The following is a 23,626-nucleotide window of genomic DNA, read 5'->3' on the forward strand; positions in this document are numbered from 1 at the left end:
TGGGGGTGGGTGTGGTGTTGGGGGCGGGTGCGCGGTGGGGCTACCCCTGTGAGGGGTGGGGCAGTCGGGTGGGGGCGGGCGCGTGGGGGTGAGCGGGGGCGTGCGGGTGGGCTGGTGCGCGGGCGGTGAGGTGTACGGCTTCGTGGGGGCTTGGGGCTTGGGGCTTGGGGCGTGCGGCGCGATGGTGCCGTGGGGCGGGTGGTGCGCGGCGGGGTGGGGTGCGGGGGCCGCCGGGGGCCGTACGGTCGGGGGATGGTCGAGGTTCCGGTGGGGTTGGTAGAGGCGCAGGTCAGGTTCAACGGCGCTGCCGGGCGGGAGTTCGTCGCGGGGCTGCCGGCCCTCGCGGGACGGATGGTGGAGCAGTGGGAACTGCGGCGTACGGGGCCGGCGATGCACGGGGTGACGGCGCTGGTGCTGCCGGTGGAATGCGCGGACGGCGCACGGGGGGTGCTGAAGTTGCAGCTGGTGGACGAGGAGAGCGTGGGGGAGCCGGTCGCGCTGCGGGTCTGGGACGGGGACGGGGCGGTACGGCTGCTGCGCCACGACCGGCTGACCGGCGCGATGCTGCTGGAACGGCTCGACGAGGGGCGGCACTTGTCGGGGCTCGCCGGTCGGGACCCGCGTGCGGCGGTACGGGTGGTGGCGGAGCTGCTGGCACGGCTGTCGGCCGCACCGGCACCGGCCGGGATGCGCGGGCTGGGCCCGATGGCGGCCGGGTTGCTGGCGGACGTACCGCGGGCGCTGGGACGGCTGGCGGACGGGCGCGACCGGCGGGTGCTGCGGGACTGCGCGGCGGCGCTGGCGGAGGTGGCCGGTGAGCCGGGGGACCGGCTGCTGCACTGGGACCTGCACCACGACAACGTGCTGGGCGGCGGGCCCGACGGGCGGGCGCGGTGGCTGGCGATCGACCCGAAGCCGCTGGCCGGGGATCCCGGGTTCGAGCTGCTGCCGGCCCTCGCGAACGGCTTCGCCGCGGGGGAGGTGCGGTGGCGGTTCGACCTGATGACGGAGGTGCTGGGGCTGGACCGCGAACGGGCGCGCGCGTGGACGCTGGGGCGGGTGCTGCAGAACTGCCTGTGGGACGTGGCGGACGCCGAGGCCCCGGGCGGGGGCGGGGGTCTGGGCGCGGGTGCGGGTGGAGCGGTGCGGTTGGAGGAGCAACTGGTGTTGGCGGAGCGGCTGATGGGGCGACGGGGTTCGTAGGGCGCGCCCTGTGGAGCGTGGCGGCCCGGTACGCGGTGGCCGGTTGTGCGCTCCGGCGGTGTGTGCGCTTCGGTTGTGCGCTCCGGCGTGCCCCGGTGCGTGCCCCGGGTGCGTACTCCTGGTGCGTGGGACGGCTGGGTGCGACGGCTGTGTGTTCCGGGGTTCGGACGGGGGCGGTGCGGATGCGGTGCGGGAGCGAGGGCCCCGCGGGGGGTCGGGCGGGGCTGCCTAGGGTGGGGGCATGATCCGTAGCGCTGACATCACCGACGTCCCCGTCATCCGGGACATGATCCGCGAGCTCGCCACGTACGAGAAGGTGCCGCACGAGGCCCGGGCCACCGAGGAGCAGTTGCGCGAGGCGCTGTTCGGGGCGCGGCCGGCGGTGTTCGCGCACGTGGCGGAGAGCGACGAGGGGGAGGTGGTCGGGTTCGCGCTGTGGTTCCTGAGCTTCTCGACGTGGCGCGGGGTGCACGGGATCTACCTGGAGGACCTGTACGTACGGCCGGGCGTGCGCGGGGGCGGCCACGGCAAGGCGCTGCTGGCCGAGCTGGCGCGGACGTGCGTGGAGCGGGGGTACGAGCGGCTGGAGTGGTCGGTGTTGCGCTGGAACGCGCCGACCATCGCGTTCTACGAGGCCCTGGGCGCCCGGCCGCAGGAGGAGTGGTCGGTGTACCGGCTGATGGACGACGCGCTGCGAAAGCTTGGCAGCGGGACGGAGTAGCCGTCGGGGCCCGCCCGGTGCCGCGGGAAGGCGGTACCGGGCGGGTGCGGTCTCCGCCTATCCGACGGCGGGGACCGGGTGCTCCGGGGAGTCGAGCCAGGCCAAGGTGGTGCCGTCGGGGCGCACGGTGAGTCCGAACCGCTCGAATTCCGGGCGGCCCTGGTCGTCCCACCAGGCGTGGGCGGCGGTGACTTCGCTCCAAAGCTCCCGGGGCCCGGAGTGGTGGACCTCGAACTCCTCCGCGCCGGGAACGAAGTCGATCGACGCCCAGGAAGTGACCTGGGTGTCCCGGAGCCAGAGGGTGTAGCGGCCGCCTTCGAGCTTCTCCGGGTAGGGGAACATCCCCTGGGTCTGGAGTCCGATGACGAACATGGGGAGCCAGTCGGCCGCGTCCTCCGGGGAGAGTGAGGTGGTCGTCCGGCGGCCATCGGCCGGCCACGGCTTCCCGCCCAGGTAGGTCTTCACGTGTGTCCGGTAGGCGCGTTGCTGCCGGAGGCGCATGAAGGCGGAGGAGCCGACGAACGGGCCGGACGCGCTTCCGTCCTCCTGGACGGTCAGGCGGACCACGGCCTCCCCGCCGTACTCCGTGGCGTACGGGGAGACGATGATCCCGCCGGGCCGGGTCTGCCGGATGATGTCCGCCGGGATCTCCCGGAGGGACGCCGTGATCAGCACACGGTCGTACGGGGCGCGTCCGGGCCAGCCCTGTGAGCCGTCTCCGACGATGGCCACCGGGTGGTAGCCGGCGGCGTCCAGGCGGGCTCGGGCCGTCGCCGCGTTCTCCGGGTCGAACTCGATGGTGGTGACGTGGTCGCAGCCGACCCGTTCGGACAGCAGCGCCGCGTTCCAGCCGGTCCCCGTACCTACTTCCAGGACCTTGCAGCCCGGTTGGACGTCCAAGGCCGCGAGCATGGAGAACACCATGGTGGGCTGGGAGTTGCTGCACGTCGGGATGTTGCCCCTGTAGGTTCCGGTGTGGGTGCCGTCGTCCCACTGGGTGGTCAGGGAGGTGTCGGAGTAGACCGTGCGGAACCATCCCTCAGGGTCGGTCCGGCGGTCGATGCCCGCCACCGGTCCGCCGTCGGCCGGGCCGACTCCGGGCCAGATCACATCCGGGACGAACGACTCCCGGAGCACGGCTTGGTAGGCGGGGAGCCAGTCGGAGGTCAGGGCCCCGGAGTCCATGAGCCGGGAGGCCAACCCCTGGGGGCCGGCCTCCGTCGTGGCGCGTTCGGTCACTTGGTGCCGCTGCCCTTCGTGTCACTGTGGCCGGAGTCCTGGCCCTCCGAGCCGCTGCCCCCGTGCCCGGCGCCCGACTGGCCGTCGTCCTGCTGGCTTCCGCCCTGGCCCGATCCGCTGCCTCCGCCGTGCTGTCCGCCCATGAACGTGCTCCTTCTCGTGAGGGATGGGTGGTGCTGTGGGCCGCCCCGGCTGAACGGTGTACCGGTCACCGGGGCGGAGTTTGTGGGGGTGAGGGCCGACCCGCCCCGCGATGCGGCCTGCATCTGTTGCTCTCCGGCCTCCGCCAGGAACTCCAGGAGGGGGCTCCCGGGGGTCAGGTGGTGCGAAAGCTGGGCGGCCCTTTCGCGGAGTCCCGAAGGTCGGTGCTCACTGCGCGGTCCCCCGACTCCGCCGGTTCGCTTCGGTCACCCTGGCGTTCAGTCGTTGGGTGCTGCCCGTGGCAGGGCGGTACTCAGGGCATACCGGCTGTCCGCACTCGCGCGGACGCCATTTCAAGGCGTTGCCGGGGCTCAGGTCCGGGCCCTCGAACCGCACCCAGCCGCGTTCCGTACGGCTCTCTTGGTAGTCGCGAGTGGTCATGAGTGCCTCCGCTTCACGACCTGCGCCAGCTTCAGGGCGACATCGGGGCGGACACTGCCCAGCCTCACCAGCCCCGGGCGGGGTGGCGCCGGGTCGATGCCCAACGAGGGGAGAACGATTCCAGCGGCCATCAGCGATTCGCGCAGCGACTCCACGACCGTGCTCGGGGTCACTGTCTCCAGTTCGTGCGAGCTGTCCATGGGAGGGACGCTAGGGCTGGTCGCCGGGCCCTGTGGGGGCTGATTCGCCGGGATTCTCGGGCTGGTCCGTGATCTTCCGGGGGATTCTCAGACGGTGTCGAGCGCCCGTCGGGCACGGGCGATCACGCGGTGGGCGTCCGCGCCGTAGACCGCGGAATCGGAGAGCGCCTGCCAGACCTTCCGGTACACGCCCACGCTGTCCGCGTCGTCCAGCCAGAGTTCCGCGTGCCAGTCCTCCGCGATCACCAGGCGGTCGTCGTACAGCCAGAACCCGTTGGCCGGCGGGATCTTCAGGGAGGCGCCGAACGGGACGATGCCCAGGGAGACGGTGTCCAGCCCGAGGACGCCCGCCAGGCGGTCGAGCTGGGCGGCCAGCACGGGAGGAGGGCACACGAGCGCCCGGAGCGCGGCCTCCCACATCACGATGTGGAACGTGCGCCCCGGCCGGTACAGCATCTCCTGGCGCTTCACGCGGGCCCGTACGGCCTCCTCCGTGTCCCGGACGGACCGGTGGAGGTCGGCGTAACGGGTGAAGACGTGGCGGGCGTACTCGGCGGTCTGGAGCATGCCCACGATGGTGGAGCCCTGCCAGACGTGGAACGTCCTCGTGCGCTCGTACTCGGCCGTCAGCGTGTCCTGTACCGGCTTGTGGCCCGCTGCGAGCTGTCTGCGCCACGCGCGGGACCGAGACTCCAGGCTCCGGAGCCGGGTGATCAGCTCCTCCGCCGCCTGCGGATGGTCGGTGGCGTCGGCCCACGCCAGCAGGTCGTCCGCCGTTGCGGTCTGGCGGCCTGTCTCCAGCTTGCTGACTTTGGACTGGGTCCAGCCGAGCAGGACCGCCAACTGGCGGCCGGTGAGGCGCCGATCGGTGCGCAGCTCGCGCAGCCGCGCACCGAGGGCGACTCGTGCTTGTTGGAAGTCGGTGCTCACTCGGCGGACGGCACCTGTTCCGCGAAGGTCTCGTACGGGACGGCGTAGTGCCACGCGGCGTCCCGGACCTGGCACGCGCGGGCCACCTCGACGGGGTCTGTGACCAGCTCGACGCCGGTCATCACGTCGTCATCATCGAAGTGGAGCCGTGCGATCACCCGGGAGTCGAAGAGCCAGAAGTCTGTGTCGGGGAGTTGTAGGGCTTCCGCCTCGGAGCGCCACAGGTTGCGGATGTCCTCGCCCACCGCGCTGTTGCGGCGGGCATTGCCGAGCAGGTAGCGCTGACCGGGGGTGGGCGGGTTGTCGGCGATCCGCACCCGCTCGAAACGCTTCCCCAGGGCGGACTGTTCCCGCCGGGACGCGCACCAGGGGTCGTTCAGGTCCCAGCCGGCGTCCTCGCCCCGGGCGAACCGCTGGTAGGTCTCGGTCTCCTCGTCCGACTGGTAGCGACGCCGGGTCTCCAGGCGCCAAGCCGTGTGCACGAAGGTCCGGAACATCCCGGCGAACTCCTCGAAGCCGATCAGCACGGGAGTCCTTTCCGCGTCCCGGGGCGCGAAGTCGGCCAGGAGCACGCGCGGGACGACCACGAACCCCTCCCCCTCCTTGACGTTCCGGAACTGCGCCACGTCGTGGGGGTCGGCCACGGCGTCGCCCTGGACCAGAACCTCCCCGGTGTCGAGGTCCTCGTACAGGGTCGGGCATCCGTCGTTGCCGGAGTTGGTACCGATGAACCGGAGTCGCCGTGCCATGGCCGTTCCCCTCCCACCAGCGGACAAGTCCCGACCAGGATGGGACGGGCGCAGCCTCCCTGTCCTGCGTGATTCGCGATGATTCTCGGGACGGACGCAACAGGGCCGCTGCTCCCCGGGCACGACGGGGGGCAGGGGGCCAGGTTGGCTGCGACGACGTTGTCGGCCGTCAGGCGTACGGCTATGCCCCGTAGGGTGCCGCCCGCCGAGAACTCCTCCACCATGCTCCGGACGATCTTCGCCTCCACGGGGTGGGAATCCAGGCACCGGTCGCTGTTGACGACGAAGCCGAACGGGCGCTCCTTGATCCAGCGTCCCTTCTCGCGGTCCCGGAGTCGGCGGGCGGAGACGCGGATCTGGATGTTGTTGGCTTCTTCCTTCGCCTGCTCTGCGAGGAACGAGGCCAGGGTGACCAGCCGGGATTGGCGGAGTCCAGCTTGTCCTTCGGGGAGACGAACCGGACGCCGGTGTCCTCGACCAGTTCCACCACGTCGGTGAGGGTGAGCGGGCCGGCGGACCAGCCGAAGACGATGTGGTGGGCGCCGGGGGCGAAGCCGAGGTGGACGACGACGCGGCGGCCGAGCCAGGCCGGGTCGGTGCCGGGGCCGAGGGCGTCGACGGTGCCGGCGACTTCGCGGCCGGGAACGGTGGGCAGGTCCGGGAGGGCCGTGCCGGGGCCGCGGACGCCCTGGCGCAGGACGGTGTCGAGGAGGTGCACGCCGGCGGCGGGGACGGGGGTGGGGACGATCTCGTAGGTGAGGTTCTCGGCGGGGCCGAAGGCGTGGAGGCGGACGGCGTGCATGGGGTGTGGGCGGCGTGTGGGGCGTTTGCGGGTGGGTGTGTGGGGTGGGTTTGGCGGTGGGCACGGGGTCAGCGTGCGATCTCCGGTGGGATTGAGGTCAAGGAGGTGGGGGCGGGGCGTTGTCGGTGGGCTGCGTCAGGATGGGGGGATGGTACGGAGCGGAGAGCAGGCGCGGCGGGGGCAGCGGGGATCGGGGCGGCAGGGGACGGTGAAGGCGGTGCGGCGGGCCGAGGTGCGGCTGCCGGAGCTGACGGCGTGGGACGGGGGCGGGCTGGAGCCGGACGGGGACTACGACGGGCTGGAGTTCGCGGACCTGGACCTGGCGGGGCAGGAGGGGACGGGGGCGCGGTTCATGGACTGCGCGCTGCGGCGCTGCGCGCTGGACGAGGCCGGGCTGGGGCGGGCGCGGTTCATGGACTCGGTCCTGGAGGGGGTCCGCGGCGTGGGGACGGACCTCGCGGAGGCCTCGCTGCGGGACGTGGAGGTGGTGGACGCGCGACTGGGCGGGGTGCAGATGCACGGGGCGGTGCTGGAGCGGGTGGTGGTGCGCGGGGGCAAGATCGACTACCTGAACCTGCGGAAGGCGCGGCTCAAGGACGTGGTGTTCGAGGCGTGCGTGCTGGTGGAGCCGGACTTCGCGGGCGCGGTGCTGGAGCGGGTGGAGTTCCGGGACTGCGTGCTGCGGGGGGCGGACTTCGGCGGGGTCCGGATGGCGGACGTGGACCTGCGGGAGGCCACCGAGCTGGGGATCGCCCGCGGGGTGGACGCGCTGTCCGGGGCGGTGATCAGCCCGGCCCAACTCTTCGACTTGGCACCGGCGTTGGCTGCGCAGCTGGGGATCAGGGTGCTGTAGTCCTGCCGGACGGGTGGGCGGGCGGGTGGGTGGTGCCGGTCCGGCGTGGGCGCCTCGGGCCGGGGTGGGCGGTTCAGCGGGGGTGCGGGGTGGTGGCTTCGGCGGCCCTGCCGGGTGCCTCCGGCGGGGGTGGTGCGCGGCGGTGGCTTCGGGTGGGGTGGTACCCCTCCGGGGGCTCTCCTCGGCTGGCGGACCTGTGCCGTACCGGTACGCGGGTCGGCGCTTCGTCCGCTTCGCCTGCGGGGAGCCCCCGCAGGGTCCCCACCCCACGGCCCCGTACCCGGCAGAACCGGGGCCGCTCGTACATGACCTGGGCGTGACCTCGTCCGTGAGCCGGGCCTGGTGGTTGGTTCGGGGTCTACCCCCCCCGCGGTTGTTCATGGGGCCTTGAAGTGGGGGTGAGGGGCCGGGCCCGGCGGGGGTGTGGGGACGGTGGGGGGGGGGTGTCCCCGCAGGCGAAGCGGACGAAGCGCCGGGGTGCATGCCGGTTCCGCTCAGGTCCGCAAGCCGAGGAGACACCCCCCGGCGGCCCCGTGCCCCCGCCCCTTACCGGCCCCGCCCGGGCACACGCACCCCGGCCCCGCCCGGGCACACGCACGGCCGGCCCCGCCCGGGCACACGTACGGCCGGCCCCGGACCGGTCACCACCGGTCGTAGGGGTCAGGCCGGGACTCGGGGGTAGCGGGATTGGAGGGTCCAGATGGCCGGGTTGTCGGCGAGGCCCTCGTGCATGTCGATCAGGTCCGCGATGAGGTCGTGCAGGAAGTCGCGGGCCTCGCGGCGCAGCAGCCGGTGGCTGAAGGTCAGCGGGGCTTCCTCGGGCGGCATCCAGTCGGCCTCGACGTCGACCCAGCCGAAGCGGCGCTCGAAGAGCATCCGGTCCGTGGATTCGGTGAAGTCGAGCTCGGCCTGCTGCCGGTGGGCCGAGCGGTTGCCGCGGGGGTCCTGGTCGATCCGTTCGAGGATGTCGCACAGCGCCCAGGCGAAGTCCAGTACGGGCACCCATCCCCAGGCTGTGGACACTTCCCGGTCCGCGCGGGTGTCGGCGAGGTAGACGTCCCCGCAGAACAGGTCGTGGCGCAGGGTGTGGACGTCCGCCGAGCGGTAGTCGGTCTGCGGGGGGTCCGGGAAGCGCCGGGAGAGGGAGTAGCCGATGTCGAGCACGTACCCGATGGTGTCACGGGTCGGGGGCCGTCCGGTCAGGGGAGGAGGCGTTGCTCCTTGGCCACCGCGACCGCGCCGGCCCGGGTGTCGACGCCGAGCTTGTCGTAGATGCGGCCCAGGTGGGTCTTGACCGTGGCCTCGCTGATGAACAGGGCCCGGGCGATGTCGCGGTTGCCGAGGCCGCGGGCCAGCTGGCCCAGGATGTCCAGCTCCCGGTCGGTGAGGGTGGGGCGCGTTCCGCGCATGTGGGCCATCACACGGCTGGCCACCGGTGCGGAGAGGGTGGTGCGGCCCTGGGCGGCCGAGTGGATCGCGGCGAACAGCTCCTCGGGGCGTTCCGCCTTGAGGAGGTAGCCGGTCGCGCCGGCGCCGATGGCACGGGTGATGTCCGCGTCGGTGTCGTACGTGGTGAGGACCAGGACGTGCGGGGGTTCGGGCAGGGCCGTGATGCGGCGGGTGGCTTCGACGCCGTCGATGCCCTCGCCCAGCTGGAGGTCCATGAGGACCACGTCGGGCCGGAGCTTGGCGGTCAGGGCGACCGCCTCCTCGCCGCTGCCCGCCTCGCCGACGACCTCGATGTCGGGCTCGCTGCCGAGGAGGGCCAGCAGGCCGGCGCGGACCACGACGTGGTCGTCGCAGAGAAGGATCGTCGTCATCCGGTGGGCTCCAGGGGGACGGCCGCGGAGAGGACGGTGCCTTCGCCGGGCGTGGATTCGAGGGTCAGGGTGCCGCCGAGCTGGCGTACGCGGGCGCGCATCGCCGGGAGGCCGTGGCCGCGTGCGGGGGCGCTGGTGCGGGGGTCGGCGGTGCCGGTGCCGGTGGCCGTACTGGTGGCGGTGGCGGGTTCGGGGAAGCCGTGGCCGTCGTCGGCGACGTCCAGGACGACCTGGTCGCCGAGGAAGCTGAGGGTGAGGGCGGCGGTCCGGGCTCCGGAGTGTTCGCGGACGTTGGCCAGCGCTCCCTGCGCGATGCGCAGCAGGGCCGACTGGACGCGGTCGGGCAGTGGGACCGGGGCGCCTTCGAGGTGGAAGCGGACCGTGACGTCCGGGCCGGCGTCCAGGGCGCGCAGGGCGTCGGCGAGGCCGGCGCCGCCGGCGAGTTCGGCCGGGGCCAGGTCGTGGACGAGGCGGCGGGCCTCGGCGAGGCCGCGTGCGGCGATGCCGGTGGCGGTACGGACGTGCGCGCGGGCGGTGGCGGGGTCGGTGTCCCAGGTGCGGTCGGCGGCCTGGAGCAGCATCCGCTGGCTGGAGAGGTTCTGGGCGAGGGTGTCGTGGATCTCCATGGACAGCCGCTGCCGTTCGGCGAGGGTGCCTTCGCGGCGTTCGGTGGCGGCCAGTTCGCGGCGGGTACGGATGAGGTCGTCGATCAGCGCGCGCTGTGCCTGGGCCTGGCGTTCGGTGTGGACGAAGACGGCGGTGGCGAGGGCGGCGACGGCGGGCGGGGCGAGGAGCAGGTTGGGGTCGAAGGCGGTGGCGAGCTGGAGCTGGGCGGTGACGACGAAGACGGTGAGGAGGGCGACGAGGACGACGGCGGCGCGCGGGGGCAGGATCCGCAGGGCGGTGTAGAAGAGCGGTACGGCGCACCAGGCGAAGCTGGGCGCGAGCACGACCAGGACCACCCAGGTGGCGACGACCAGGCCGAGCCAGAGCAGGCGGCCGGGGGAGGGGGCCGGGGGCGCCGTGGGCGCCGGTGCCTCGGGGGCGGGGTGGGCCGTGGCGGGGCGGCGGGGCCCGGGGGGCGGGGTGACGCCCACGGCGGGGCCGAGGACGTACAGCAGGGCCAGGGTGATGCTGAGGGCGATGATCCACGGGGTGCGGGGTTCGCCGGGGTGGCGGAGGAGGAACCGGGCCAGGGACGCGCCGAGGAGCAGGAAGAACGCCGCGTGCGTGACGGTGGCCAGGGTGCGGGTGTCCGGTCTCCGCGGTGGGGGGTGGCTCACGGGGTGCTCCTGGGGTGGATGGTGCGGCACTCCCATCCTGCCGGGTCGCTGCGCGGCGGGCGGGGCGTGAGGGCGCCGGTGCGGCGGCGTTCGCGGGGCGCTGCGCCCCGGTCCCGCGTCGGTGGGCTGGACGATGCGGGGCTGCGGCCGGGCGGGGTGGGGTGGGGTGGTCGGACGGGTGGGCGTTGGTGCGGTGGGGGTCGCGACCCCGTCCCGGGCCGTTCGCGGTGGGGGATTCGGTGGTGCGGGTTCGGTCGGGAGGGCGGGGGTTCGGGGACAGCCAACAAGGGGGTGGGGGGTGGCGCATCGGCCGATCGGTTGACGGCGGGGTCAACCGGTGCGGTCGGTGGCGGGAGCCGGTACGGGGACGGGGTGGCGGGCGGGGCGGGGCCAGGCTTGGAGCAGTGAAGGAGCCGGCCCGCTCAGCACCACCGCAGCGGGAGGCCCCGCCCGATGCCGCCCGCCCCGTGCCACCGTTCTCAGGAGCAGAGATGAACACCCGTACCCGCGTCCTCACCGGTACCGCCCTCGCCGTCGTCCTCGGCGCCGGGACCTTCGGCGCCGTCACCGCCAGCGCCAGTGCCGCCCCGGCTGCCGCTCCGGCGGCCGCCGCGGCGAAGAAGGACCAGGACCGGAACTTCACCACCTCCACGCACCTCACGGTCGACGCCGCCACCCGTGCCGCCCGCGCCGCGCTGGAGGCGGCCGAGAAGGAGAACCAGAAGGTGACGGTCGCGGTCGTGGACCGCAACGGCAACACCATCGTGACCCTGCGCGGCGACGGCGCCGGCCCGCAGTCCTACGAGTCGGCGGAGCGCAAGGCCTTCACCGCCGTGTCCTGGAACGCCCCGACCTCGGTGCTCGCGGGCCGTCTCGCCCAGACTCCGAACCTGAAGGACATCCCCGGCACCCTGTTCCTCGCCGGCGGCACCCCGGTGCAGGCCAAGGGCGCCCCGGTCGCCGGCATCGGTGTGGCCGGCGCCCCCAGCGGCGACCTGGACGAGAAGTTCGCCAAGGCCGGCGCGGACGCGCTGGACAAGTAGTACGGGGGATCCCGCGCGGCCCGGGAGCCGAGCGGCCTCCGCTTAGGATCGGGCGCGTGGATCCACGCGCCCTCACCCGCCTCGCCGCCCCCGCCGCTGCCGCCCTGCTCGCCCTCACCACGGCGTGTACGGGCAGCACCGTGCAGGGGCGGCCCGGTGCGTCCGGGCTGCGCGACCCGTACTTCCCGAAGGCGGGCAACGGCGGTTACGAGGTCGAGCACTACGCCCTGGACCTGGACTACGACCCGGCCGGCGGCCGGCTGCGCGGCAAGGCCGTGATCACCGCCCGGGCCGAGCAGGGGCTCAGCTCGTTCAACCTCGACCTGAGCGGGCTGCGCGTCGACAGCGTGCGGGTGCGGGGCGCGGGCGGAGACGGGGGCGCCGGCGCGTACGCGGGCGCCCGGTACAACCGCAGCGGCAACGAGCTGACGGTGCGCCCGGCCGAGGACCTGAAGAAGGGCGAGGTGTTCCGCACGGAGGTCGTGTACAGCGGCCGTCCGAAGCCGCTCACCGACCCCGACGGGTCCACGGAGGGCTGGATCACCACGAAGGACGGCGCGGTCGGCGTCGGCGAGCCGGTCGGCTCCATGAGCTGGTTCCCCGGCAACCACCACCCGAGCGACAAGGCCGCGTACGACATCACGCTGACCGTCCCGGACGGCTACGAGGCCGTGTCCAACGGCGAGCTGCGCTCCCGCACCCCGGCCGGCGGCGGCCGTACCGCCTTCGCCTGGCACAGCCCGGAGCCGATGGCGAGCTATCTGGCGACCGCCGTCGTCGGCAAGTACAAGGTGACGACGGGGCGCACGCCCGGCGGGGTCCCCCTCTACAGCGCGGTGGAGCCGGCCGCGGCGGAGCAGGGCGAGCGGGCCTTGGCGCGGCTGCCGGAGATGGTGGACTGGGCCGCCGGCCGCTTCGGCCCGTACCCCTTCGGGTCGGCGGGGGCGATCGTGCTGCCGTCCGGGACCCTGGAGTACGCGCTGGAGACGCAGACCAGGCCCGTCTTCCCCGGGGCGCCGGGCAGCGAGGAACTGCTCGTGCACGAGCTCGCCCACCAGTGGTTCGGCGACTCGGTGTCGCCGAAGTCCTGGAAGGACATGTGGCTCAACGAGGGCTTCGCCACCTACGCGGAGTGGCTGTGGACCGAGGAGCACGGCGGGCCGACGGCGCAGGAGGAGTTCCGGGCCTTCCTGGACGGTGACACCGCTGTCGACGAGCAGGCGGACTCCGACTGGGACGCCTTCCCGCCGGCCGATCCGCCCGGGCCGCAGGACATCTCGGGGAACCCGGTGTACTACCGCGGTGCGATGGTGCTGCACCGCGTACGGCAGGAGGTCGGGGACGCGGCCTTCTTCGACCTGCTGCGCGGCTGGGCCGACGACCACCGGCACGGCAACGCGGCCACGGCCGACTTCACCGCGTACGCGCAGGAGCGGACGGGCCGCGACCTGAAGAAGGTGTGGGACGTCTGGCTGTACGGGGAGGACCGGCCGGGCGCGTAGGGGGACCCTGCGCTACGGGGCGGTGAGCGGTTTGCGCAGGACCGTGCAGGCGCGGCCCCGGTCGAGGTTCGCGGCCCGGCGCAGCTCGGTGTAGCCCTGGGCGCGCCAGAAGGCGAGGGCCCGCGGGTTGTCGTCCAGCACGGCCAGCCGCAGCCCGGTCCGGCCGGCGGCGCGGAAGTGCTCCTCGATCAGGGCGGCTACGGCGCGACCGTGGCCGCGCCGGTGCTGCGAGGCGTCGACGAGCAGCAGCCCGATCCACGGGTCCGGGTCGTCGGAGCCCGGGTCGGGGTGGTGGGCGAGGGTGGCGGCGAGGCCGACGAGCCGGCCGGCGGAACGGGCGAGGAAGACCTCGGAGCCGTCCCGGGAGAGTTCGTCGGCGAGGGAGGCCGCGACCTGTTCGACGGTGATGCGGGCGGGGTCGGGGAAGTCGCCGCTGAGTTCGAAGAAGGCCTGGTTCGAGGCGTGGAGCGCGGCGATCTCGGTGAGGACCGGACCGGGCAGGGCGCCGTCATGGGGGACGAACGGTTCGAGGATCACCCGCCGAACGTTAGTGAAGCCCCCTCCCCGGACGGCCGGGAGGGGGCTTCGACGGCGCCGGTGTCCGCCGCGCGGCGGACACCGGCGCCGTGCACGCGCCGGTCCCGCCGGGGCGGGACCGGCGCGGGGCGCCGGATGCGGACGCCGACGCCGACGCCACCGGAGGGGGCGACGGGGCCGGGTCCGGCGCGGACGTCCGGATCAGACGTTGACGCCGAAGTCCTGGGCGATGCCGGTGAGGCCCGAGGCGTAGCCCTGGCCGACCGCGCGGAACTTCCACTCGGTGCCGTTGCGGTAGAGCTCGCCGAAGACCATGGCGGTCTCGGTCGCCGCGTCCTCGGAGAGGTCGTAGCGCGCGATCTCGGAGCCGCCGGCCTGGTTCACGACGCGGATGTACGCGTTGCGGACCTGGCCGAAGTTCTGGCTGCGGGACTCGGCGTCGTAGATGGAGACCGGGAAGACGATCTTGTCGACGTCGGCCGGGAGGCCGGCGAGGTTGACGTTGATGGCCTCGTCGTCGCCCGCGCCCTCGCCGGTGCGGTTGTCACCGGTGTGGACGATGGTCTGGTCCGGGGTGGACTTGTTGTTGAAGAAGACGAAGTGGCCGTCGGAGACGACCTTGCCGGTCGCGTTGACGGCGATGGCGGAAGCGTCGAGGTCGAAGTCGACACCGGTGGTGGTGCGGGTGTCCCAGCCGAGGCCGACCGTGACGGCAGCGAGGCCGGGGGCCTCCTTCGAGAGCGAGACGTTGCCGCCCTTGGACAGGCTGACAGCCATGGGAATGTCCCTTTCCTCATCCAACATGCACGTACAGGCGGTCAAAGTACCGCTGCCCCCTCTAACGCGAGGAGGGGCCTGCCGGGTTCCCGGGAGTGAAATGAGGGTGACGGCGCGGGCGCGGGCACGGATCATGGGGGCATGCCTGGTCCCTATGTCATCCGCGGTTCGGTCGTGCTCCCCGAGGCGGAGCTCGCCTGGCGCTTCTCGCGGTCCTCGGGGCCGGGCGGGCAGCACGTGAACACCTCCGACTCCCGCGCGGAGCTGCTCTTCGACCTGGGCGCGACGAAGGCGCTGCCCGAGGTGTGGAAGGAGCGGGCGCTGGAGCGGCTCGCTGCGCGGCTGGTCGACGGGGTGGTGACGGTCCGGGCCTCGGAGCACCGCTCGCAGCTGCGCAACCGCGAGATGGCGCTGGTCCGGCTGGCGTCGCTGCTGGCCGAGGCGACGGCGCCGCCGCCGAAGCAGCGCAGGGCGACGAAGATCCCGCGGGGGATCAACGAGCGCCGGCTGCGCGAGAAGAAGGCCAGGGCCGAGACCAAGCGCGGCCGCACCGGCCGCGACTGGTGACCCGCGCCGGCCGGTGATCCGCGCCGACCGGTGATCCGCGCGCCGAGCCGGTGATCCGCGCGGAGCGGTGACCCCGCCGTCCGCCGGTGCGCCGCTACCGGCCCAGGTGCCGGTACTTGCCGCGGAAGTAGGTCAGGGGCGGGGAGTCGGGGGAGGGCAGGCCCGCGGTCAGGACGCGGCCCACGACCAGGGTGTGGTCGCCGGCCGCGACGCGGTTCTCCGTACGGCATTCGAGGGTGGCCAGCGCGCCGGTGAGCAGCGGGGCCCCGGAGGCCTCGCCGCGCACGTACGGGAGGTCGGCGAAGAGCAGCCGGTCGCTGATGCGGTTCTTCATGGCGAAGCGGCCGGCGATCTGGACCTGGTGGTCGGCGAGGACGGAGACGGCCCACAGCGGCTGCTCGGCCAGCAGGTCGTCCATCCGGGAACCCTCGCGCAGGCTGACGAGGACCAGGGGCGGATCGAGGGAGACGGACAGGAAGGCGGTGGCCGTCATGCCGACGTCCTCGCCGCGCGGGCCGTCGGCCGTCAGCGGGGTCTCGTGCGCGGTGATCAGGCACACGCCCGCCGCCAGCCGGGCCATGGCGGCCCGGAACTCGTCGTTGCTCACTCCCTCAGCATGCGGGGTCGGGTCGGGTGCGGTGGGTGCGGGGGTCTTCTGGGACACGTGGGAACGCTAATCCCGCGCCGTCCGGAGCACATCGGGCCGTGGCCCGAGTCGCGTCCCCGCCCCTCGCCCTAGGCCCCGGCGTATCGTTTGCTCCCGGGAATGCGGGGGAGCGCTCTCAGTCCCGGTCGGGCCGATCGCGCACCGATATTCATCTCATGTGACTTGAGTCACAGACGGCAAGATTTGTTGACCCTGTGTACCGGCCGCACAGCTCACTGTGATTCAGTGGACGGGACACCGCAACGAAACGCCGATGACAAACATGGAGTTGCTGTCGAGGTCTCGGGGAGAGCGAGCAATGGAGACCGAGTCGGAGCCGTACGTCCGTCTTGCGACCCTGCGGCAGCTGCACCGGGTGGTGGCCGATCTCAACACGGCCAGGAGCCTGGCGGACACTCTGCAGACCGTCGTGGACGGCATCGTCGTGGGCCTCGGTTACGAACTCGCCTGTGTCAACCTCGTACGCCCTGACGGGGATCTGGTCGTCGCCGCCTTCGCCGGCGACCCCGCCGCCGAGGCCCTCATCACCGGCCGGGTCGGCTCCCGGCCCTCCTGGGACCGCCGCCTGACGATGGGCGAGGACTGGGACGGGCTGCGCTTCATCCCGCACACCGAGGGCTGGGTCCTCATGGAGGACGACGTCCCCCAGTGGCACACCGAGGGCCCCGAACCGCGCTTCCGGGACGAGTGGCACCCCGAGGACCGGCTCTACGCCCCGATGTACGCGTCCGGCGGGGAACTCCTGGGTGTCATTTCGGTGGACAGACCGCGCAACGGGCGCCGCCCCGGGGCGTGGGGGCGCGAGGCGCTCCAGATGTACGCCTTCCAGGCGGCGATTGCGATCAGCAACGCACGGCTGCGCGCCAACATGCAGCGGGCCCTGGTCCGGCTGGAGCGCGAGCAGCAGGCGCTGCGCGCCAGCGAGGAGTCGTTCCGCCAGGCCTTCGAATACGCGCCCAGCGGCATGGCCATCGCCGAGATGGGCGGGGACCAGCACGGGCGGCTGCTGCGCACCAACGACGCCCTGTGCCGGCTGCTCGGCCGGCCCGCCTCCGTGCTGCGCCGCTACTCCTTCTCCGACCTGGTCCACCCCGAGGACATCGGCACCCTGCTGCGCACCTCCGCCGAGGGCGGCCGCGCCGAGCTGCGCCTGGGGCGGCGCGACGGGACGTACGTGTGGGTCTCGCTGCGCAACTCGGTCGTCGCGGACGCCGCCGACGGGCCGCGGTTCCTGCTCACCCACGTCGAGGACATCGAGGAGCGCAAGCGCCACGAGCTCCAGCTCGCCCACCGGGCCAGCCACGACTCGCTGACCGGCCTGCCCAACAGCGCCGAGCTCCGCTCCCGGCTCGGCTCCCGGCTGTGCCGGCGCCCGCAGTCGGTCCGGGCCACCGCGATCGAGGCCCTGGACGCCGCCTTCGAGGGGCGCGAGGCGCACAGCGGCTATCCGGGGCCGGGACACGAGGTGCGGGTGGACGCGGGCGGTGCGGGTGAGCACGGCTTCCAGCCCGACGGCTCCGACCGGTTCGCCGGCGCCGAGCCCTTCGAGTACGCGGGCGTGCCCGCGGGCCGGCCGGACGGGCCGTACGACCACCACGTGCACACGGTGGCGCCCGCGGCCGACGTCGACGACGGGACGAAGGGGCTCGCGGTGCTCTTCTGCGACCTCGACGGCTTCAAGTCGATCAACGACCGGTTCGGGCACCACACGGGCGACGCGGTCCTCATCGAGGTGGCCCGGCGGCTGACGACCTGCGTCAGGGACGGTGACACCGTCGCCCGGCTGGGTGGTGACGAATTCGTCGTCCTGGCCGACGGGCTGGGCGCCGCGGACGCCGCCGACCTCGCGGTCCGGCTGCGCAACGCGATCATCCCGCCGATCCGGGTGGACGGCCGCGCGGTGCGTGTGGGGGCCAGTTTCGGCATCGGATGGGCGAGCTGCGGGATGTCCGCGGACGAGGTGCTGCGCTCCGCCGACCAGCGGATGTACATCGAGAAGCGGTCGCGTTCCAAGGCGCACCGGCGGGCCGGCTGAGCCGGGAGGCCGCTCGTGGGTGCACCTGTTCGGGGTAGGCTCCCGGGGGTCGAAAGGAGTGACCTGCGATGACGACGCCCGCGAACAACGGCCCGCACGGTGGGGCGAACAAGCCCGAGGACGACGACCCGTTCGGCTATCTCTACGCGGACGGCCAGGCCGCCGGAGCCACCCCGCCCGGTCAGGGCGGCGGGTACGGCTACCCCGGCCCCGCGGCCGGCGGGCATGCGGGCGCACAGCCGGGCGTTCCGCGCACCTCGCACCACCAGGTGCGGACGGTCGGCGACCGCCGCGGCGGCCAGCGCGGCCCGGTTCCCCAGCAGCAGGGCCCCGGCCAGCCGCCCTACCCGGCCCAGTACCAGGCCCCCGAGGCCATCCAGGCCGCGGGCTACGGCGTACCGCCGCAGTCGCAGCCGCCGCAGCACCAGACCCAGACGGTCTCGCACGCGGGCGGGCACGGCGGCAGCGGCGGCAGCGGCGGCAGCCGCAAGGGGCTGCTCATCGCGGCCGTCGCGGTGGTCGCCGCGGTCGCGATCGGCATCGGCGCGGCCCTGGCCTTCGGCGGCGGCGGCAAGGAGAAGGAGGACAAGGCCGACGGCGGCCAGAACCCGTCCACCGCTCCGCAGAACCCGTCCACCCCGCCCCCGAGCAACGCCCCGCAGCAGCCGCAGCCCGAGCTGCCCAGGGCGGACTTCGCCGGTGCGGGCATGTCGCTGACGGGCGGCGCGGCCCTGGAGACCACGGTGCCGGGTGCCAAGAGCGCGGGCGGCCAGTACGTGGGCGGTCTGAACAAGCAGGGCGCGGCCGCGACGTGGTCGCTGGACGTGCCCAAGGCCGGCTCGTACAAGCTGAAGATGACCTACGGCGTGCCGGGCAAGGACGCGAGCACCACGCTGACCGTCAACGACGAGAAGCAGACCCGGCCGATCAACATGAAGAACTTCTCCAAGGCCGCCGAGGGCGACTGGGCGAAGGGCTGGACCAACACGTACTCGATCGTGCAGCTCAAGCAGGGCGCGAACACGATCAGGATCTCGTGCGAGGCCGGCAATCAGTGCGAGGTCAACCTCGACCAGCTCTGGCTCGAACAGGGCTGAGGCCGCGGTCCGGCTCAGCCGGCCGACACCCTCACCGACCCCCGTACCTCCTCGTAGGTGCGGGGGTCGAAGTCTCCCGCCGTCGGGGAGGCGACGGTGGCCGCCGAGAGGGCCACCGCGCGGGCCAGCCGGGCGGGCCAGTCCAGGCCCTCGGCCAGGCCGGACAGCAGCCCGGCCACCGCGGAGTCGCCGGCCCCGGTGGGGTTCCCGGCCAGGGCGCGCGGCGGGGCCGCCCGCCAGGTGCCCTCGGGGGTGGCGGCCAGCAGCCCGTCCGGGCCGAGCGAGGCGACCACGGCGCGGGCCCCGCGGCGGCGGGCGTCGCGGGTGGCCGGGAGCGGGTCGCGGGAGCCGGTGAGCTCGGCCAGTTCGGCGGCGTTCGGCTTGATCACGTCGGGGCGGGCGGCGACCCCGCGGCGCAGCGGCTCCCCGCCGGTGTCCAGGAGCACCGGGACGCCGGCGGCGCGGGCCGTGCGGACGAGCAGGGCGTACGCCCCGACCGGCACGCCCGGCGGGAGGGAGCCGCACAGGGCCACGGCCCGGGCGCCGGCCAGCAGGGACTCGTAGCCGGCCAGGAAGCGCGACCACTCCGGCGCGGTGATCGGCGGCCCCGGCTCGTTGAACTGCGTGGTGTCGCCGGAGGCGGCGTCCACCACGGCCACGGTGCGGCGGGTGGTGCCCGCGCAGGGCGCCAGGGCGTCGACCACACCCGGGGAGCCGGCGCGCAGCAGTTCGCGGACGGCGGCGCCGGTGCGGCCGCCCGCGAAGCCGGTCGCGGTCACCTCGTGGCCGAGCGCGGCCAGCACGCGGGCGACGTTGAGCCCCTTGCCGCCGGGGCGCTCGGCGACGTCCGCGACCCGGTGCGAGGCGTGCGGGAGCAGGCGCGGCACGCGGTACGTCACGTCGAGCGCGGTGTTGAGCGTCACGGTCAGGATCATGGGCACCCCCGGTCTGTTGCTGCCGGGATCATGCCAAACGGAAGCGGGCCGGCCCAGTCCCGCGGGGCCGGCCGGCCGGCGCGTGCAGCCTGATGGCCCTCACGGACCGCCGCTGACCGCCGGCGTCCGGTACGGGACGCGGGCGGTCGGCGACGGCCCGTCAGGGGCCCGCTCAGAGCGCCGGGGTGACGATCCATTCGCCGCGCCGCATGACGCCCTTGACGTCGAACGAGGCGTCCAGCACGACCAGGTCCGCGTACTTGCCGGCCTCCAGCGAGCCGGTCTCGCCGTACAGGCCGAGCAGCTTGGCCGGGTTGGCGGAGATCGCCTGGACCACGGACTCCACGGGCAGCCGGTCCACCGTCACCGAGCGCTTGAACGCGGTGTCCAGGGTGAGGGTCGAGCCGGCGATCGAGCCGCCCTCGACGAGCCGGGCCACGCCGTCCTTGACCTCGACCTCCAGCGGCCCGAGGTGGTAGGTCCCGTCGCCGAAGCCGGCCGCGTCCATCGCGTCGGTGATCAGCGCCACCCGGTGCGCGCCCGCGTGGTGGAAGGCCAGCTCCAGGGCGGCGGGGTGCAGGTGGGTGCCGTCGTTGATCAGCTCGACGGTGACCCGTTCGTCCTCCAGCAGCGCGGCGATCGGGCCGGGGGCGCGGTGCTCCAGGCCGGGCATGGCGTTGTAGAGGTGGGTGGCCACGGTCGCGCCCGCGTCGATGGCCTGGCGGGTCTGCTCGTACGTGGAGTCGGTGTGCCCGATCGCGGCGATGACGCCCTGCTCGGCCAGCAGCCGTACGGAGTCCAGGCCGCCCGGCAGCTCGGTGGCGAGGGTGACCATGCGGGCGGCGCCGTGCGCGGCGTCGACCAGCTTGCGGACCTCGGCCGGGTCGGGGTCGCGGAGCAGGTCCTCCTTGTGCGCGCCCTTGCGGCAGGGGTTGATGAACGGCCCCTCGAAGTGGATGCCGGCGATCTCGCCCTGCTGGGTCAGCTCGGCGAGCAGCCCGGCGCGCCGGGCCAGCTCGTCCAGTTCCCCGGTGACGGTGGAGGCGACGAGGGTGGTGGTGCCGTGCTCGCGGTGGGTGCGGACGCCGCGGAGCACCTCCTCGGCGGTGCCGGAGGTGAAGGAGGCGCCGCCGCCGCCGTGGTTGTGCATGTCCACGAAGCCGGGGACGAGCCAGTGCCCGGACAGGTCGAGGACCTCGGCGCCCTCCCGGGCGCTGCCGGCGATGCGGTCGCCGTCGACGATGACCCGACCGTTGGCGACGGTTCCGGTGGGCAGCACCACCCGGGCGCCGGAGAGAACGGTGCTGTGTGCGCGTCCGGACATCAGGCCGGTACCTCCGTGGCGAGTAGGTCCCAGGCGAGCAGCCCTGCGCCCAGGCATCCGGCCGTGTCCCCGAGGGCGGCCGGAACGATGTGGGGGAGCCGCTGGAACGTCACGCGTTCCTCGACGGCCGCCCGCAGCGGTGTGAACAAGGTTTCCCCGGCCTCGGCGAGCCCGCCACCGATGATCAGGGTCCGGGGGTCCAGCAGGGTGATGGCGGTGACCAGTCCGTCGGCGAGGGCGCCGACGGCGGCCAGCCACACCTCGCGGGCGCGCGCGTCGCCCGATTCGACGGCCTTGGCGCAGTGCGCGGCGTCGGCCCCGGCGTCGCCGCTGGCGGCGGCCCACGCCCGGGAGACGGCGGAGGCGGAGGCCAGGGTCTCCAGGCAGCCGTACTGGCCGCAGCCGCAGGCCGGGCCGCCGGGGCGGACGACGATGTGGCCGATCTCGCCCGCGTAGCCGTGGGCGCCGGCCTCGATGCGGCCGGCGATCCCGATGGCGCCGGCGATGCCGGTGCCGAGGGGGACGAAGAGGAAGCGGTCGGCGCCGCGGCCGGCGCCGATGCGGCCTTCGGCGAGCCCGCCCGTGCGGACGTCGTGGCCGAGGGCCACCGGGATGCCGCCGAGGCGTCTGCCGAGCAGCTCGCGCATGGGGACGTCGCGCCAGCCCAGGTTCGCCGCGTAGACGGCGATCCCGTTCTCGGCGTCGACGATGCCGGGGACGGCGACGCCGGCGGCCGAGGCGGCCTGTCCGAAGCGGTCCCGGCCGGTGCGCAGCAGCTCGGCGGCGAAGTCCTGGATCGTCTCGACGACGGCGTCGGGACCCCGCTCGCGGCCGGTGGCGCGGCGCGCTTCGTGGAGCAGGGTGCCGTCGGCGGCGACCAGGGCGGCCTTCATCCCGGTGCCGCCCACATCGAGGGCGATGACGTGTTTCACGGGTTTCACAGGTGACAGTCTCGCGTGCTGGACGTGGAAAGGTCTAGTCCATTGGGCGGGATTGTTGAGTGGCCATACAAATCCGGGCCCTTGGTCCGGATACGAAGCGGACACGGACCGGACACGGACCCGCGTCCCGGGTGTGGAACAGCCGCCAAAGTGGTGTAGACCTTACGTGGATCGTACGGACAACAAGGGGTGGACCGAGAACTGTGAAGCGCCGTTACCTGAGCCTGGCCGCCACCGGCGCCGCACTGTGCCTGACCGCCGTCGCCCTCACGGGCTGCGGGACGCTCGCCGGGAACAACGAGGTGACCCTCCGGGTCGTGGCGGCCGACTACGGGGACAATCCGCAGAACTCCTCCACCGGCTACTGGAAGGACCTGGCCGCCGCGTTCGAGAAGGACCACCCCGGCGTCAAGGTCGAGGTCAGCGTCTACTCCTGGTCGGAGGTCGACGCCAAGGTCGCCGAGATGGTCAAGGCCGGCAAGGCGCCCGACATCGCGCAGATCGGCGCCTACGCCGACTACGCGGCCGCCGGCAAGCTCTACACCGCGGACGAGCTGCTCTCCGTCCAGACCGAGGCCGACTTCCTGGCGCCCCTCGCGGACGCGGGCAAGGTCAAGCGGATCCAGTACGGGCTGCCCTTCGTCGCCAGCACCCGGCTGCTCTTCTACAACGAGAAGCTGCTCGCCGACGCCGGCGTCATCCCCAAGGACGGCAAGACGCCCTGGCAGCCGAAGAACTGGGCGGAGCTGGAGGCGGCCTCGAAGAAGCTCAGGACCGCCGGCGTGAAGACCCCCTTCGCCGTGCCGCTGGGCCGCGAGGAGGCCCAGGCCGAGACGATGATGTGGATGCTGGCGGGCGGTGGCGGCTACACCGACAACGAAGAGGCCTACGCCATCGACTCGGCCGACAACATCAAGACCCTGGAGTTCCTGCGCGACAAGCTCGTCGGCCAGGGCCTGACCGGGCCCGTCGAGCCCTCCAAGCTGGACCGCCAAGCCGCCTTCGACGCCTTCACCCGCGGCGAGGTCGGCATGCTCAACGGGCACCCGACGCTCGTCAAGCAGGCCGAGGAGAAGGGCGTCGAGTTCGGCATGGTCGCCCTGCCCAGCGCCGACGGCACCGAGCACCCGGCCATGGGCGTCGCCGACTGGGTGATGGCCTTCAAGAACGGGCACCGCAAGGAGTCCGGCGCGTTCCTCGACACCCTGTTCGACGCGAAGAACGTGACCGCCTTCACCAACAAGTACGACCTGCTGCCGGCCACCACCAGCGGCTACCGGGCGATGGAGGCGGGCACGAACGGCTCCGCCCCGGAGCTCAAGACCTTCCTGCTCGCGCTGCCGAACTCGCGCCTCTACCCGGTGGGCAAGAAGTCCTGGGCCGGCGTGAGCGAGGACGTCAAGCAGAAGATCGGCAAGAGCGTGCAGCCGGGCGGCCGGCCGGCCGAGGTCCTGGAGGAGATCGCCACGGGCGCCCGGGCCGCCGAACCGCGCTGACCGGGCGCGGCCGCCCGGCCCCCGGGCGGCCGGCCGCGTGTCGGCGGCCGGCGTTAACCTGGCCGTATGACGGACGAGGGGCAGCTGACGGCCACCGAGGCCGCCGTGCTCGCGTACGAGGCGCGCACCTGGCCCGGGCCCGGTGCCAAGGAGCGGGCGGTGCGCGAGGGCCTGGGCATGACCCCCGTCCGCTACTACCAGCTGCTCAACGCCCTCATGGACGACCCCCGCGCCCTGGCCCACGCACCGGGCACGGTCAACCGCCTGCGGCGCATCCGCGAGGCCCAGCGCGCGCGCCGCTGACGTCCGCCGCCACCCGCGGG

At 73.7% G+C, this 23,626-nt stretch carries 24 protein-coding genes and 1 pseudogene; 10 read left to right on the forward strand and 15 right to left on the reverse strand.

Annotated features, from left to right (window positions below):
- The first annotated feature begins 252 nt into the window (after positions 1-252).
- Together CP968_RS18490 and CP968_RS18495 are read left to right on the forward strand one after the other, a co-directional pair.
- Complete coding sequence (locus tag CP968_RS18490) at positions 253-1,203, forward strand: aminoglycoside phosphotransferase family protein (RefSeq protein WP_150519059.1); 951 nt, start codon at positions 253-255, stop codon at positions 1,201-1,203.
- 241 nt (positions 1,204-1,444) lie between these two features.
- Entirely contained in the window at positions 1,445-1,924 is a 480-nt protein-coding gene (locus CP968_RS18495) for a GNAT family N-acetyltransferase (protein ID WP_150519060.1), read from the forward strand.
- A 57-nt stretch (positions 1,925-1,981) separates the two neighbouring features.
- Here CP968_RS18495 and CP968_RS18500 read toward each other — a convergent pair whose 3' ends face one another.
- The 6 genes and pseudogenes from CP968_RS18500 to CP968_RS18520 all read right to left on the reverse strand — a co-directional run.
- The gene (locus tag CP968_RS18500) at positions 1,982-3,163 is read right to left on the reverse strand and encodes a methyltransferase domain-containing protein (RefSeq protein WP_229885939.1); all 1,182 of its coding nucleotides are present in this window, start codon (positions 3,161-3,163) and stop codon (positions 1,982-1,984) included.
- Positions 3,160-3,306: a hypothetical protein gene (locus CP968_RS34135; protein WP_167536822.1), complete on the reverse strand. Its 147-nt coding sequence runs from the start codon at positions 3,304-3,306 to the stop codon at positions 3,160-3,162. Before CP968_RS34135 ends, CP968_RS18500 begins: the two co-directional genes overlap by 4 nt.
- Positions 3,307-3,741: 435 nt before the next feature.
- Positions 3,742-3,945 carry a hypothetical protein gene (locus CP968_RS18505; RefSeq protein WP_150519061.1) on the reverse strand — a complete coding sequence of 68 codons (204 nt, stop codon included), beginning with the start codon at positions 3,943-3,945 and terminating at the stop codon, positions 3,742-3,744.
- An 87-nt stretch (positions 3,946-4,032) separates the two neighbouring features.
- Positions 4,033-4,875 carry a helix-turn-helix domain-containing protein gene (locus CP968_RS18510; protein ID WP_150519062.1) on the reverse strand — a complete coding sequence of 281 codons (843 nt, stop codon included), beginning with the start codon at positions 4,873-4,875 and terminating at the stop codon, positions 4,033-4,035.
- The gene (locus tag CP968_RS18515; protein ID WP_150519063.1) at positions 4,872-5,624 is read right to left on the reverse strand and encodes a DUF6879 family protein; all 753 of its coding nucleotides are present in this window, start codon (positions 5,622-5,624) and stop codon (positions 4,872-4,874) included. The genes CP968_RS18510 and CP968_RS18515 overlap by 4 nt, the downstream gene beginning before the upstream one ends.
- Before the next feature lie 535 nt (positions 5,625-6,159).
- A pseudogene (locus CP968_RS18520) lies at positions 6,160-6,426 on the reverse strand (alcohol dehydrogenase catalytic domain-containing protein); the annotation flags it as partial.
- Positions 6,427-6,574: 148 nt separating this feature from the next.
- Between CP968_RS18520 and CP968_RS18525 the strand changes: the two are divergent.
- Entirely contained in the window at positions 6,575-7,279 is a 705-nt protein-coding gene (locus CP968_RS18525; RefSeq protein ID WP_150519064.1) for a pentapeptide repeat-containing protein, read from the forward strand.
- Between the two features lie 660 nt (positions 7,280-7,939).
- Here CP968_RS18525 and CP968_RS18530 read toward each other — a convergent pair.
- From CP968_RS18530 to CP968_RS18540, 3 genes are read right to left on the reverse strand one after another with little or no spacing between them, the layout of a single operon-like run.
- Positions 7,940-8,443, reverse strand: a complete 504-nt coding sequence (locus CP968_RS18530) for a hypothetical protein (protein WP_150519065.1) — start codon at positions 8,441-8,443, stop codon at positions 7,940-7,942.
- A gap of 35 nt (positions 8,444-8,478) precedes the next feature.
- Positions 8,479-9,099, reverse strand: coding sequence for a response regulator (locus CP968_RS18535; RefSeq protein ID WP_150519066.1), 621 nt, complete (start codon positions 9,097-9,099; stop codon positions 8,479-8,481).
- Complete coding sequence (locus tag CP968_RS18540; protein WP_150519067.1) at positions 9,096-10,418, reverse strand: sensor histidine kinase; 1,323 nt, start codon at positions 10,416-10,418, stop codon at positions 9,096-9,098. Before CP968_RS18540 ends, CP968_RS18535 begins: the two co-directional genes overlap by 4 nt.
- Positions 10,419-10,873: 455 nt before the next feature.
- On the opposite strand from CP968_RS18540, the gene CP968_RS18545 reads away from it, so the two are divergent.
- Both CP968_RS18545 and CP968_RS18550 read left to right on the forward strand, forming a co-directional pair.
- A complete protein-coding gene (locus CP968_RS18545; protein WP_150519068.1) occupies positions 10,874-11,425 on the forward strand; it encodes a GlcG/HbpS family heme-binding protein in 552 nt (183 codons plus the stop codon).
- A gap of 56 nt (positions 11,426-11,481) precedes the next feature.
- The gene (locus CP968_RS18550) at positions 11,482-12,927 is read left to right on the forward strand and encodes a M1 family metallopeptidase (protein WP_150519069.1); all 1,446 of its coding nucleotides are present in this window, start codon (positions 11,482-11,484) and stop codon (positions 12,925-12,927) included.
- Between the two features lie 12 nt (positions 12,928-12,939).
- Here the strand turns inward: CP968_RS18550 and CP968_RS18555 are convergent, their stop codons facing one another.
- Together CP968_RS18555 and CP968_RS18560 are read right to left on the reverse strand one after the other, a co-directional pair.
- Positions 12,940-13,464 carry a GNAT family N-acetyltransferase gene (locus tag CP968_RS18555; RefSeq protein ID WP_150519070.1) on the reverse strand — a complete coding sequence of 175 codons (525 nt, stop codon included), beginning with the start codon at positions 13,462-13,464 and terminating at the stop codon, positions 12,940-12,942.
- Positions 13,465-13,665: 201 nt separating this feature from the next.
- Complete coding sequence (locus CP968_RS18560) at positions 13,666-14,241, reverse strand: TerD family protein (RefSeq protein WP_150519071.1); 576 nt, start codon at positions 14,239-14,241, stop codon at positions 13,666-13,668.
- Between the two features lie 141 nt (positions 14,242-14,382).
- On the opposite strand from CP968_RS18560, the gene arfB reads away from it, so the two are divergent.
- Positions 14,383-14,808, forward strand: a complete 426-nt coding sequence (arfB, locus tag CP968_RS18565; RefSeq protein ID WP_150519072.1) for an alternative ribosome rescue aminoacyl-tRNA hydrolase ArfB — start codon at positions 14,383-14,385, stop codon at positions 14,806-14,808.
- Between the two features lie 94 nt (positions 14,809-14,902).
- Here arfB and CP968_RS18570 read toward each other — a convergent pair whose 3' ends face one another.
- Complete coding sequence (locus CP968_RS18570; RefSeq protein ID WP_150519073.1) at positions 14,903-15,472, reverse strand: flavin reductase family protein; 570 nt, start codon at positions 15,470-15,472, stop codon at positions 14,903-14,905.
- A 301-nt stretch (positions 15,473-15,773) separates the two neighbouring features.
- On the opposite strand from CP968_RS18570, the gene cdgB reads away from it, so the two are divergent.
- Positions 15,774-17,510 (forward strand): diguanylate cyclase CdgB, encoded by a 1,737-nt coding sequence (cdgB, locus tag CP968_RS18575; protein ID WP_150519074.1) that lies wholly within the window; start codon positions 15,774-15,776, stop codon positions 17,508-17,510.
- A gap of 68 nt (positions 17,511-17,578) precedes the next feature.
- The gene (locus tag CP968_RS18580; RefSeq protein WP_150519075.1) at positions 17,579-18,607 is read left to right on the forward strand and encodes a CBM35 domain-containing protein; all 1,029 of its coding nucleotides are present in this window, start codon (positions 17,579-17,581) and stop codon (positions 18,605-18,607) included.
- 14 nt (positions 18,608-18,621) lie between these two features.
- Here CP968_RS18580 and CP968_RS18585 read toward each other — a convergent pair whose 3' ends face one another.
- The 3 genes from CP968_RS18585 to CP968_RS18595 form a co-directional block, all read right to left on the reverse strand.
- Entirely contained in the window at positions 18,622-19,542 is a 921-nt protein-coding gene (locus tag CP968_RS18585; RefSeq protein WP_150519076.1) for a 1-phosphofructokinase family hexose kinase, read from the reverse strand.
- Between the two features lie 172 nt (positions 19,543-19,714).
- Positions 19,715-20,866 (reverse strand): N-acetylglucosamine-6-phosphate deacetylase, encoded by a 1,152-nt coding sequence (nagA, locus tag CP968_RS18590; protein ID WP_150519077.1) that lies wholly within the window; start codon positions 20,864-20,866, stop codon positions 19,715-19,717.
- On the reverse strand, positions 20,866-21,798 hold the full coding sequence (locus tag CP968_RS18595; protein WP_150521980.1) for an ROK family protein: 933 nt from the start codon (positions 21,796-21,798) through the stop codon (positions 20,866-20,868). Before CP968_RS18595 ends, nagA begins: the two co-directional genes overlap by 1 nt.
- Positions 21,799-22,010: 212 nt before the next feature.
- Between CP968_RS18595 and CP968_RS18600 the strand changes: the two genes are divergently transcribed.
- Positions 22,011-23,303, forward strand: a complete 1,293-nt coding sequence (locus CP968_RS18600; protein ID WP_150519078.1) for an ABC transporter substrate-binding protein — start codon at positions 22,011-22,013, stop codon at positions 23,301-23,303.
- A gap of 66 nt (positions 23,304-23,369) precedes the next feature.
- Positions 23,370-23,606 carry a DUF3263 domain-containing protein gene (locus tag CP968_RS18605; RefSeq protein ID WP_150519079.1) on the forward strand — a complete coding sequence of 79 codons (237 nt, stop codon included), beginning with the start codon at positions 23,370-23,372 and terminating at the stop codon, positions 23,604-23,606.
- The last annotated feature ends 20 nt before the right edge of the window (positions 23,607-23,626 follow it).

The organism is Streptomyces subrutilus (assembly GCF_008704535.1).
In the GTDB taxonomy this organism is placed as follows: Bacteria; Actinomycetota; Actinomycetes; order Streptomycetales; family Streptomycetaceae; genus Streptomyces; species Streptomyces subrutilus.